We start from the raw sequence: 11,812 nt of genomic DNA on the forward strand, positions 1-11,812 counted from the left end.
CGGGGTCGTTACGAAGATCCATTGGGGGGTTCAACTTCCTATCGCGTACGAGTACTGCTGCTGCCACGACAGCCAGACCGAGTCCCCCCTTTCCGCGGTGGTGATGCCGTCGTGCGCGTTCTGCTGGAAGACCGTGACCTCCTCGCCCCCTGCGAGGCCCACGGCATAGCTGGTGGAGGTGCCCAGGTAGACCACCTCGGACACGGTGCCCCGCACCGCGCTGAGATTCCCCTCCGGCTCGCCCGCGGAAATCGTGATCTTCTCCGGCCGTACGGTCACCACGACCGCGTCACCCGCCTGGCGGCCGCCCCGCTCGACGAGCACCCGGCCGCCGGCCCCGAGCGGCAGTACGGCGGTGCTCCCGTCGATCCGCTCGACCGTGCCCGTCAGCAGGTTGGAGGTGCCGATGAAACCGGCCACGAACGGCGTCGCCGGACGTTCGTAGACCTCGCGCGGCGTGGCGAGCTGCTCGACCAGACCGTCGTTCATGACGGCGATCCGCTCGCTCATGGTGAGCGCCTCGTTCTGGTCGTGCGTCACGTAGACGAAGGTGACGCCGACCTCGCGCTGGATCCGCTTGAGCTCGACCTGCATGGCCTGGCGCAGCTTGAGGTCCAGCGCGCCGAGCGGCTCGTCGAGCAGCAGCGCACGCGGCTTGTTGACCAGGGCCCTGGCCAGCGCGACCCGCTGCTGCTGCCCGCCCGACAGCTCCCTGGGGCGGCGCTTCTCCCGCCCCGTCAGATCGACGATCTCCAGCATCTCGCCGACCCGGCGCCGGATCTCCGCCTCCGCCACCTTCCTGCGGCGCAGGCCGAAGGCGACGTTCTCCCGCACGTCCATGTGCGGGAACAGCGCGTAGGACTGGAACACCATGTTGACGTCGCGTTTGTCGGGCGGCACGTCGGTGACGTCGTGCCCGTGCAGGCGGACCGCGCCGCGCGAGGGCTCCTCGAACCCGGCGATCATCCGCATCGTGGTGGTCTTGCCGCACCCGGAAGGCCCCAGCAGGGAGAAGAACTCCCCCGCCGCGATGCCGAGCGTGACGCCCCGCACCGCCTGGACGACCTCACCGCGCGCGACGTACTCCTTGACGACCCCGTCGAGCTCGATGGCGGGGACCGGGGAGAGTCCGGGGGCGGCGGCCGCCGCCCCCGTGCCCGCCTGGGTATCGCTCATATCCAGGCCGTCCTCTTCGTCGCCGTGACCTATTCGCCGATGTAGTGCATGACGTGCTTCACCCGCGTGTAGTCGTGCAGGCCGAAGACCGACAGGTCCTTGCCGTACCCGGAGTGCTTGAAGCCGCCGTGCGGCATCTCCGAGACGAACGGGATGTGCGTGTTCACCCACACCACGCCGAAGTCCAGCCGGTTCGACATCCGCATGGCGCGGCCGTGGTCGGCGGTCCACACCGAGCTGGCCAGGCCGTACTTCACACCGTTGGCCTTGGTCAGGGCGTCGGCCTCGTCGCTGAAGGTCTGGACGGTGATGACCGGGCCGAAGACCTCGGTCTGGACCATCTCGTCGTCCTGCTCCAGGCCGTCGACGACGGTGGGGGCGAAGAAGTAGCCCTTCTCGCCGATCCGGGCGCCGCCGGTGACGACCTTGGCGTGGGCGGGGACCCGCTCGAAGAAGCCCTCGACCCGGGCGAGCTGGGCGGCGTTGTTCAGCGGGCCGTACAGGGCGTCCTCATCGGACAGGTCGCCGGTCCTGGTGGCCGCGGCGGCCTGGGCGAGCGCCTCGACGAACTCGGCGTGCACGCTGTCCTGGACCAGCACCCGGCAGGCCGCGGTGCAGTCCTGGCCGGCGTTGTAGAGTCCGGCCTCGGCGATGGCCGCCGCGGTCGCCTTGAGGTCCTTGACGTCGTCGAAGACGACGACCGGGGCCTTGCCGCCGAGCTCCAGGTGGACCCGCTTGAGGTCGTCGGCCGCGGTCTTGGCGACCTGCATGCCCGCGCCCACCGAACCGGTGATCGCCACCATCTGCGCCGTCGGGTGCCCCACGACCAGCGCGCCCGTCTCCCGGTCGCCCGCGATGACGTTGAACACGCCGGGCGGCAGGACGGAACCGAGGATCTCGGCCATCTTGAGCGTGGCCACCGGGGTCGTGTCCGAGGGCTTGAGGACGATCGTGTTGCCGGCGGCGAGCGCCGGGGCGATCTTCCAGACCGCCATCATCACCGGGTAGTTCCACGGCGTGACCTGGCCGACGACGCCGATGGGCTCGTGCCTGATCACCGAGGTGTGCTCGGGCAGGAACTCGCCGGAGGTCGGGCCCTCAAGGGTGCGGGCGGCGCCGGCGAAGAACCGGAAGTGATCGGCCGCGGGCGGGATCTCGTCCTCGCTCATCCGGGCGCGGGGCTTGCCGGTGTTCCGGCACTCGGCCTCGACCAGTTCGTCGGCCCTGGCCTCGATCGCGTCGGCGATCTTCAGCAGGAGGGTCGAGCGCTCGCCCGGCGTGGTCCTGCCCCAGGACTCGAACGCCGTGGCCGCGGCGGCGTACGCCGCGTCGACGTCGGCCTGCCCGGAGATCGGCGCCTGAAGGTAGCCCTCCCCCGTGCAGGGATCGATGACTTCGGAGAATCGGCCGCTCTGAGCGTCGACGAACCCCCCGTTGACGAAGTTCTGCAGACGGGTGGTCAACGTTGACCTCCTCCTAGGGTGGCTGATTTGCCGTGACTGTGTCAGAACACATGGTATGCGACAAGGGATTTCGTGGCGAAGATACCAAATTGCTACGGAATCGCTTGACAGAAGGCCCGAAACTGACAACATGTCGCACCAGGGCCGCAACATGGCGGCACCCCTCCCGCAACAGCGGCCCGTCAGAGAGGATGCCCGCATGTCCACGCCGCCGAAGATCCGCCAGGGTAACGAGTCCCGGCAGGGTGCCGTCGTTCTCGACGACCTCTCCAAGCGGATCATCGAGCAGCTGCAGCAGGACGGGCGCAAGCCGTACGCCGCCATCGGCAAGGCCGTGGGCCTCTCCGAGGCCGCCGTCCGCCAGCGCGTCCAGCGGCTCCTCGACGCGGGCGTCATGCAGGTCGTCGCGGTCACCGACCCGCTCACCCTCGGTTTCCCCCGCCAGGCCATGATCGGCATCAAGTGCGAGGGCGACCTGGAGACCGTGGCCGACGAACTCGCCGCCATCGACGAGATCGACTACGTGGTGCTGACGGCCGGGTCGCTCGACATCATGGTGGAGGTCGTCTGCGAGGGCGACCAGCATCTCCTGGAGATCCTCGGCAAGATCCGCGCCATCCCGACGGTCCGCGCCACCGAGACCTTCGTCTACCTCAAACTGCGCAAACAGACCTACTCCTGGGGCACCCGCTAACCGACTCCCCACACGGCCGGTGCGCAGGGGGAAGCCTCGCCGGAGCCGGTCGCGGCGGCGCGGCACCGGGGAAAGCCTCGCTGGACCCGGACCCGCCGATTGCGGCGGCGCGCACGGGGAAGGGTGCGTGTCATGGAGGAGGATCCGAGCGCGCGAGGGGAGCCGCGAGACCGGGGCGTCCCCGATGAGCCGCGACCGCCCTCCGGCGCCCGGCAGGCCGGCGCCGCGGAGCTGCGGGCGGCGCGGGCGAAGAACGACCAGCGGACCGGCGGGCTGCGGCGGGCCGGTGAAGGCGCCTGGTGGCTGCTCGGGATCATCGCCCTCGCCGGGGTGATCCTCTACGTGCTCGTGCTGATCCAGACCGTCGTCATCTCGGTCATCCTCGCGGTGTTCATCACGGCCATGCTGCACCCGCTCGACAAGCGGTTCAGAAGGCACGGGATGAACCGGGCGCTGTCCACCACGCTCGCCTGGGGCGGCGGCCTGCTGCTGTTCGCCGGGCTCGTCGCGCTGCTCGTCCCGCCCACCGTGGCCGGGCTGGCCGAGCTGCAGTCGAGCTTCGGCAAGGCCACCACCGACCTGCACACCGTGGCCGTCTCCTTCGGCCTCGACGACCAACGCCTCGCCGACCTGTTCAACCAGGCCAGCAAGTACATCAGCGAGCGCGGCTCACAGATCGCCAGCGGCGCCCTCGCCGGGGCCAAGACGCTGGGCGAGATCCTGATCGGCCTGATCGTGGCGATGGTCCTGTCCATCTACTTCCTGCACAGCGGCGACCACCTCTTCCGCTGGCTGACCGACCTCTTTCCGGCAGCGGCCCGCGACCGCCTCCAGGACGCCGGCTCGGTCACCTTCGACGTCATCGGCCGCTACGTCAGGGGGATCGCCCTCGTCGGCTTCGTGGACGGCTTCTTCATCGGCATCGCCCTGTGGATCCTCGGCGTGCCCATCGCGCTCCCGCTCGCCGTACTGACTTTCGTGGGCGCGTTCCTGCCGGTGGTGGGGGCGTTCCTGGCCGGCCTGCTCGCCGCCGTCGTGGCCTTCGTCGCCAAGGGGTGGCTGGTCGCGCTGATCGTGGTGGCGGTCACCGTCCTGGTCCAGCAGATCGAGGGACACGTCCTCGCCCCGCAGATCTACGGCCGCGCCCTGGAGCTCCCCGGCGCCCTCATCCTGCTCGCCATCACGATCGGCAGCGTCCTCGCCGGCATCATCGGCGCCTTCCTCGCCGCCCCGGTCGCCGCCGTCCTGGTCGCCCTCGTCAAACGCAGCCGCCCCGCCCCCGCCGAGACCTGAACCGGCCCCGGTGGCGCGGGCCACCGGGACCGGCTTCAGGCTCGGCGGGCGAGCGGGTCGCAGTGCCTGTGCTCCGGTGGGCATCAGATGCACCGGCACCTCGCTCGATGCCGAACTTGTCATACAGGTCGCGGTCGCAGTGCCTGTGCTCCGGTGGGCATCAGGTGCACGACCCTGCCGGGAGCCGGCGCACGGGCATGGGTGCGCCGACCGGGGGTTCACCGCCCGCGAGGTCGAGCGCGTTCGCCGCGCCGACTCCCATGGCGGCTCCACGACTGCCTGCCTCCCAGGGTCACGACTGGGCGGGGATCACCGCGCCGTCGCCGTAGGTGTCCTCGATGTACTTCTTGACCTCGGGGCCGGCCAGGAGTCCGGCGAGCTTCTTGAGGTTGGCGTCGCCTGCCTGGTCGGCGCGGACCACGAGGCCGTTGGCGTAGGGGTTGCCCGCCGCCTTCTCCACGGCCAGGCCGTCGGTGGCGGGCTTGAGGCCGACCTCCAGCGCGTAGTTGCCGTTGATCACGGCGGCGTCGACGTCCTGGAGGGAACGTGGGAGCTGGGCGGCCTCAAGGGGCTTGAGCTCCAGGTTCTTCGGGTTGGCGGTGACGTCGCGCTCGGTGGCGGCGGTGCCGGACCCTTCCTTCAACGTCAGCAGGCCGTTGTCCGCAAGCAGCTTCAGCGCGCGGCCGAGGTTGGTCGCGTCGTTGGGCAGCCCGACGCTCGCGCCGTTGGCCAGCTCGCCGACGGCCTTGATCTTCTGGGAGTAGAGGCCCAGCGGCTCCAGGTGCACCGGCTGCAGGAAGGTCAGCTCCTCGCCGCCCTTGGATTTCACGAAGTCCGCCAGGTAGGGCCTGTGCTGGAAGTAGTTCGCGCCCAGCTCGCCCTCCTGCAGTTGCACGTTGGGCTGGACGTAGTCGTTGAACTCGACGATCTCCAGTTTGAGCCCGGCCCCGGCCGCCAGGTTGTCCTGGACGTACTTGAGGATCTGCGCGTGCGGCGTCGGGCTGGCCCCGATCTTGATGGTGGACCCCTGCGACGCGGGCTGCGCCGAGGTGCCACCTCCCCCGCACGCGGTGAGCGCCAGTGACAGCACGGCGATCGCCACGCCCCCGATGATTTTACGCACCCCGAACACTTCCTATCTGTGCGAAAGCCTGCGCGCGACCAGGTCGCCGAGGCTCTGGATAACTTGCACGATCACGATGAGCACCACGACCGTGATGATCATTACTGCGGTGTCGAAACGCTGGTAGCCGTAGCGGACGGCCAGGTCGCCGAGACCGCCGCCGCCGATCGCCCCCGCCATGGCGGAGTAGCCGATCAGCGCGACGATCGTCACGGTCAGCCCCGCGACCAGGCCGGGCACCGACTCGGGCAGCAATACCCGCGCCACGATCCGCGTACGGCCGGCGCCGATCGCCTGCGCCGCCTCGACGACTCCGCGATCCACCCCGCGCAGCGCCGTCTCCACCAGTCGCGCGAAGAACGGCACGGCCCCCAGCGTCAACGGCACCACCGCCGCGACCGTGCCGATGGTCGTACCGGTGACCAGACGGGTGAACGGCAGGATCGCCACCATCAACACGATGAACGGCAACGACCGTCCCACGTTGACGACCGCCCCCAGCACCGCCTTCACCGGCGGAGCCGACGTCAGGCCACCCCGTTCGGTGGTGACCAGCAACACCCCGAGCGGCAACCCGAACAGCACGGTGAGCAACGTCGACCAGACGACCATCTGAGCCGTCTCCCCGGTGGCCTCCAGCAATGCGGAAACCAGCTCTTCCCCGCTCACACCATCACTCCCCCGGCACCCCTCGTCGATCCACCCGAACTCACGCCACCCCGGAACACCCCGCACCCGTTGACGCCACGCCGCCCCGCACCATCACGAGACGACCCGCCAACGCTCGCACCACGACGCTCCGCACCGCCCCGAGACACCCCGTGCGCGCTCACGCCGCCACCTCCACCAGCAGGCCGCGTTCGCGCACGTACGCCAGGGCGTCCGCCGCGCCCTTGCCGTCGAGACGTATCCTCAGGCGGCCCACCGGAGCGCCCTGGAGCTCCTCCAGAGATCCGCCGAGGATGTTCACGTCGACGTCGAACTTGCGTACCAGCGCCGACATCACCGGCTCGTCCGCCTGCCCGGCGAAGGTCACGGTGACGGTGCCCGCGGGGGCGGGCTCGGGCAGCGGGAAGATCTCGCGAGTGAGCCGGGCGCCGGGGGTGGCGATCAGATCCGAGATCCGGCCCGCCTCCTCGATCCGCCCCTCGCTCATGATCGCGACCGAGTCGCAGATGCTCTTGACCACGTGCATCTCGTGGGTGATCAGCAGGATCGTCAGCCCCAGCTCCCGGTTGAGCCGTTTGAGCAGGGCGAGGATCGACTGCGTGGTGGCCGGGTCGAGCGCGCTGGTCGCCTCGTCGGACAGCAGCACGCTCGGCCGTCCCGCGAGCGCCCTGGCGATGCCGACCCGCTGCTTCTGCCCGCCCGAGAGCTGCGCCGGATGCACCCCCGCCTTGTCCGCCAGCCCGACGAGCTCCAGCAGTTCCGCCACCCGCGCCGCCCGTTCCGCACGCGGCACCCCCGCGGCTTCCAGCGGGAAGGCCACGTTCCCGGCGACGGTACGCGACGACAACAGCGCGAAATGCTGGTGAATCATGCCGATCCGCTGCCGTGCCCTGCGCAAGTCCGCCCGGCCGAGCCCCGACAGCTCCTGCCCGTCCACCTGCACCGTGCCGCTCGTCGGCCGCTCCAGCAGGTTCACGCACCGCAGCAGCGTGCTCTTCCCGGCGCCGCTCTGCCCCAGCACCCCGAAGATCTCGCCTTCGGCCACGCCGAGGTCGACGCCGTCGATCGCGACGACGCCGTTCTCGTACACCTTGCGGAGATCAGTTAGCTTAATCACAGGTAGGTTTTATCTGAAATAGGCACGGACTCATGCACTCTCTTTCACGCGGGGATCGGGCCTCAGCCCAGCCGGCGACGACACAGACCATCGTGGCCTGCGAACTCGCCCCGTCCCGACACGCGAACCTCGCTCACCACGCACTCAACCACCGGCCCCGCCCGCACAATTCCCTTGACCCGCTGTGATGTGGCCCACCTCACACGCACGGTCTCCGCCGTACGGCAAGCCGGGCCCCGCAGGTCACGGGGTCAGACGGAGATGCGGGCGACGGCACGGATGGGCGCGCCGTCGGCCGAGGCGAGGCGGATGGGCAGCAGGGAGACCTCGAGGGGACGGCCGGCCGACTGGGCGTCGATCAGGGGAGCCAGACCGGTCAGATTCTCGGCGATCACGGCGTGCGCGCCGCACAGGATGCGATGAGCGGCAAGCGGATCCGTGGGCGACGCGGACGCCGGAGAGGTCGGGTCGACACTCAGCGCGTCGACGGCGACGGTGCGGACGCCGGCGTCGACGATCAAGGTGGCCGCCTCCGGGGTGAGCCAAGGGTGCGCGAGGTACTCGTCCTGACCCCAGTGGGCCGACCAGCCGGTGGCGATCAGAAGGATCACTCCCGGGCGGAGCAGGGGGGCGACGAGGGAGGCATCGATCGGAGAACCGGCCGGCAGGCCCCGGGCGTCGGCAACGACGGCCGGGCCGAGGAAACGGTCGAGCGGGAGCTCGTCGAGCGTGGGGAGGGAGTCGTCGATGTGAAAGGGCGCGTCGACGTGGGTACCGGACTGGGAGCCCAGGTGAAGGCCGAGGACGTTGACGCCTTCCGCCGCGACGGTGAGCGCCGGGCGGATCGACACCTCCGGGTCGCCCGGATAGACGGGCATGCCGGAGACGATGGGCACCGAGAGATCGACGAGCATGCTCAATCCTCGCATCCACTGACCAGGTGCCGGCGGGCCGACCGGACGCGTGACCGGCGCGCCCGCCGCGGATGTGCGGGTTCGGCAGCGAAGGACCACTCCGACGACCCGTTGTAACGGCGCTCGGCCACCCGGGGCGAGTGCCATGTGCCCACGACCTGCCACTGGCGGCGGCGAAGGGCGCCGGGGTGGCCTGCCGTACTTGATCTGGAACCGCGGCGACGACTCCGACGCGCAACGGTCAGCGGTTCGGCGGTTCGGCGCTTCGGTCGGCGCAACGGTCAGCGCTTCGCCGACGCGAGCAGGCTGATCAGGTCGTAGGCCAGGTGGGAGGCCGCGATCGAGGTGATCTCGGCGTGGTCGTAGGCCGGGGCGACCTCGACCACGTCCGCGCCCACCAGGTCGCAGCCGGCCAGGCCGCGCAGGATCTCCAGGAGTTCCCTGCTGGTCAAGCCGCCCGCCTCCGGGGTGCCCGTGCCGGGGGCGTGCGCCGGGTCGAGCACGTCGATGTCGATGGAGATGTAGAGCGGGCGCTCGCCGATGCGCTGCCGGAGCGCGTCCACCACCTCGTCCACGCCCCGGCGCAGCACGTCGGCACTGGTCACGACGCCGAACCCGAGCCGGCGGTCCTCGTCCAGGTCGCGGCGGTCGTACAGCGGGCCCCTGGTGCCGACGTGGCTGAGCGCCTCGGTGTCCAGGATGCCCTCCTCGACCGCGCGGCGGAACGGGGTGCCGTGGGTGTATTCGGCGCCGAAGTAGGTGTCCCAGGTGTCCAGATGCGCGTCGAAGTGCAGCAGGGCGACCGGGCCGTGCTTCCTGGCGGCGGAGCGGAGCAGCGGCAGCGCGATCGTGTGGTCGCCGCCGATGGTGACGAGCTTGGCGTCCATGGCGCCGGCCATGTGCTCGATGGCCTCGACGGCCTCGTTGATGTCGTAGGGATTGCACGCGATGTCGCCGGCGTCGGCTACCTGCTGGGCGGCGAACGGGAAGACGTCCAGGCCGGGGTGGTACGGGCGGAGCAGCCGGCTCGCCTCGCGCACGGCCGAAGGGCCGAACCTGGCTCCCGGACGGTACGAAACGCCGCTGTCGAACGGCACGCCCACGACGGCCACGTCGCAATGGTCCACCTCGTCCAGACGCGGCAGCCTGGCGAAGGTGGCAGGCCCCGCGAAACGGGGTACACGAGAGGAGTCGACGGGCCCGCGGGGCTCGTTCATCGAGACGGTGTTCCTTTCGATCAGGTGGGATGGTCTCCCACGCCTTCCTGCCAGTCTCGGCAGAGCGACGGGGCGGGGACAAGTGGTGTGGCCATGAAGCGTTACGGTGTGTCTTGTGGTTGGCGACAAACTCACGGTGGAAGATCTGGTCCGCTTCCCCGCCCTCCAGCTCCGGGTGCTCGCGGGCGAGGCCGGGCTGTCCCGATCGGTGTCCTGGGCACACCCCAGCGAACTCGACGATCCGACCCCGTGGCTGCTGGGAGCCGAGGTCATCATGACGACCGGGATGGCGATCCCGCGTACCGCCGCCCGTCAGCGCGCCTACCTCGAACGGCTGGACGACGCCGGGGTCTCCGCGCTGGCGCTGTCGGCCCAGCTGCACATGCCGCCGCTGCACGACGCCTTCTTCGCCGCGGCCGAGGAGCGCGGGATCCCGGTGCTGGAGGTGCCGCTGGCGGTGCCGTTCATCGCGGTCGCGCAGGAGGTGGCCGCGGCCGTGCAGGAGGACGCGCGGCAGCGGCTCGGCGCCCAGCTCCAGGTGTTCGGTGCGCTGCGCTGGCTCGCCGCCGAGGATCTCGACACGAGCACGCTGTTCAAGAGGCTGGAGCGGCTGTCGGGGTATGAGGTGTTCCTGTGCACGCCGCAGGGCCTGCCCTTGCTGCCCGGCGTGCCCGTGCCCGACCCGGCGATACTGCCCGACTCCCCCGACGCGCCGCCCACGATCCCCGGCGGATTCGTGTTGCCGGTTCCCGCGCCCGGCGGGCCCGCGGGGTTCCTGGTGGCGTTCGAGCGGGAGGGCGCCCGCCCCGCCGGGCTCGCGGTGGTGCAGCACATCGCGACCGTCGCGGCCCTGCAGGTGGTGATGGCCCGCCACGAACACGAGGCGCTCCGCCGCGAGGGAGCGGAGGTCCTGGCCGAGATGCTGCAGGACGTGCTCGACCCGCCCCTGATCCGGCGGCGGCTCTTCCGGCTCGGCCTCGCCGCCAACGGCGACCTGGTGCTCTTCGTGGTGCGAGGGGTCACCGACGACGCCCTCCCGCACCTTTTCACCGGCCATCCCCATCTGGTGCTGCGCCGCCGCGACGACCTCTACGTGCTGACCGCCGACTCACCCCGGATCCGGGACCTGCTGGCGGGGGTGCCCGGGGTCACGGCGGGAGCGAGCCGCCCCTTCCCGGCCGGCTCGTCGCTCAGGGTGCCGCAGCGCGAGGCGGTCTGGGCGGCGGCGCGGGCGGGCGAGGCCGGCCACGCCCTGGTCCTGTACGGCGACGACACCACGGGACGCTGGTTGCCCGACGATCCGGCGGTGCTGTCCGGGCTGGTGGATCACGTGCTGGGCGAGGTGCTCCGCTACGACGCGGACCACGGCTCCAACCTGCTCGGCTCGGTCCGGACCTGGATGGAACGGGACCGGCGGGTCGAGGACGCCGCCAGGGCCCTGCACGTCCACCCCAACACGCTGGCCTACCGGCTGCGCAGGTTCGGCGAGCTGACGGGCCGGAACCTGACCTCCACCGGCGACTTCGCCGAGGTGTGGCTGGCCGTCCACGCGGCCGGCCAGATCGGTCTCATCGAGTGACCCGCTGTTCCAGCACGCCGGCGACCCCGGTGAGGAACGCGTCGACGTCGCCGACCGCGTAACCGGCCCGCAGCATGACGGTGCTGAACGTGGCCGACCGCACGTCGTCGGCCGAGACCCGCTGGTCGGTGGTGCCGCGCAGGGTCGCCACGATCCGGTCGAGGAAGGCGTCGACCTCGTCCTCGTCGTAGCCCATGCCCAGCCGTCCCGGCCGGAACGCCGCCCGCTCGACCTTCACGGCCTCCGCCTCCAACGACGTCTCGGCGGCCGGCGCGGGCTCTTCCGGGGCGCGGGTCTCGATCGCCACGATGAAGGCTTCGAGCGCGTAGTCGACGGCCTTCTCGTGGTAGCCGCCTCGCCTGGTGCGGAACCTGGTGAGGCGGATCTCGTCGGCGGTGACCTCGTCGCCGTCCAGCGTGCCTCTGCCCAGCGTGCCCTCGATCCGGCGGACCAAGGCGTCGACCTGCGCGGGGTCATATCCGGCGCGTACGCCCAGCACACGTGGAAAGCGATTCACGACCGCCGCCCTCCGTCGGGAATGTGACGCACTACATTCTGGAACGGGAA

11 protein-coding genes are annotated in these 11,812 nt (G+C 70.7%); 3 read left to right on the forward strand and 8 right to left on the reverse strand.

The window, feature by feature from the left end; all coding sequences use genetic code 11:
• Positions 1–30 precede the first annotated feature (30 nt).
• Together MBA17_RS37805 and MBA17_RS37810 are read right to left on the reverse strand one after the other, a co-directional pair.
• Positions 31–1,176 (reverse strand): ABC transporter ATP-binding protein, encoded by a 1,146-nt coding sequence (locus MBA17_RS37805; RefSeq protein WP_238502404.1) that lies wholly within the window; start codon positions 1,174–1,176, stop codon positions 31–33.
• A 29-nt stretch (positions 1,177–1,205) separates the two neighbouring features.
• Positions 1,206–2,639, reverse strand: a complete 1,434-nt coding sequence (locus tag MBA17_RS37810; protein ID WP_238502405.1) for a gamma-aminobutyraldehyde dehydrogenase — start codon at positions 2,637–2,639, stop codon at positions 1,206–1,208.
• Positions 2,640–2,838: 199 nt separating this feature from the next.
• On the opposite strand from MBA17_RS37810, the gene MBA17_RS37815 reads away from it, so the two are divergent.
• Complete coding sequence (locus tag MBA17_RS37815) at positions 2,839–3,333, forward strand: Lrp/AsnC family transcriptional regulator (protein ID WP_238502406.1); 495 nt, start codon at positions 2,839–2,841, stop codon at positions 3,331–3,333.
• A 132-nt stretch (positions 3,334–3,465) separates the two neighbouring features.
• Entirely contained in the window at positions 3,466–4,626 is a 1,161-nt protein-coding gene (locus MBA17_RS37820) for an AI-2E family transporter (RefSeq protein ID WP_238502407.1), read from the forward strand.
• 292 nt (positions 4,627–4,918) lie between these two features.
• Here MBA17_RS37820 and MBA17_RS37825 read toward each other — a convergent pair whose 3' ends face one another.
• The 5 genes from MBA17_RS37825 to speB all read right to left on the reverse strand — a co-directional run bounded on the left by MBA17_RS37825 (position 4,919) and on the right by speB (position 9,666).
• Positions 4,919–5,749 carry a MetQ/NlpA family ABC transporter substrate-binding protein gene (locus tag MBA17_RS37825; protein WP_238502408.1) on the reverse strand — a complete coding sequence of 277 codons (831 nt, stop codon included), beginning with the start codon at positions 5,747–5,749 and terminating at the stop codon, positions 4,919–4,921.
• A gap of 12 nt (positions 5,750–5,761) precedes the next feature.
• A complete protein-coding gene (locus MBA17_RS37830) occupies positions 5,762–6,361 on the reverse strand; it encodes a methionine ABC transporter permease (protein ID WP_238502539.1) in 600 nt (199 codons plus the stop codon).
• Positions 6,362–6,578: 217 nt separating this feature from the next.
• A complete protein-coding gene (locus MBA17_RS37835) occupies positions 6,579–7,535 on the reverse strand; it encodes a methionine ABC transporter ATP-binding protein (protein WP_238502409.1) in 957 nt (318 codons plus the stop codon).
• A gap of 251 nt (positions 7,536–7,786) precedes the next feature.
• Positions 7,787–8,449, reverse strand: a complete 663-nt coding sequence (locus tag MBA17_RS37840) for a cyclase family protein (protein WP_238502410.1) — start codon at positions 8,447–8,449, stop codon at positions 7,787–7,789.
• Between the two features lie 281 nt (positions 8,450–8,730).
• Positions 8,731–9,666, reverse strand: a complete 936-nt coding sequence (speB, locus tag MBA17_RS37845) for an agmatinase (protein ID WP_238502411.1) — start codon at positions 9,664–9,666, stop codon at positions 8,731–8,733.
• 115 nt (positions 9,667–9,781) lie between these two features.
• Here speB and MBA17_RS37850 point away from each other — a divergent pair, with 115 nt between their 5' ends.
• Positions 9,782–11,245 (forward strand): PucR family transcriptional regulator, encoded by a 1,464-nt coding sequence (locus MBA17_RS37850; protein WP_238502413.1) that lies wholly within the window; start codon positions 9,782–9,784, stop codon positions 11,243–11,245.
• On the opposite strand, the gene MBA17_RS37855 is transcribed toward MBA17_RS37850, so the two are convergent.
• Entirely contained in the window at positions 11,235–11,762 is a 528-nt protein-coding gene (locus tag MBA17_RS37855; RefSeq protein ID WP_238502415.1) for a DivIVA domain-containing protein, read from the reverse strand. The genes MBA17_RS37850 and MBA17_RS37855 overlap by 11 nt on opposite strands.
• Positions 11,763–11,812 lie beyond the last annotated feature (50 nt).

Origin of the sequence: Dolomitihabitans soli, from assembly GCF_022213955.1 — a bacterium.
In the GTDB taxonomy this organism is placed as follows: domain Bacteria; phylum Actinomycetota; class Actinomycetes; order Streptosporangiales; family Streptosporangiaceae; genus Streptosporangium_A; species Streptosporangium_A soli.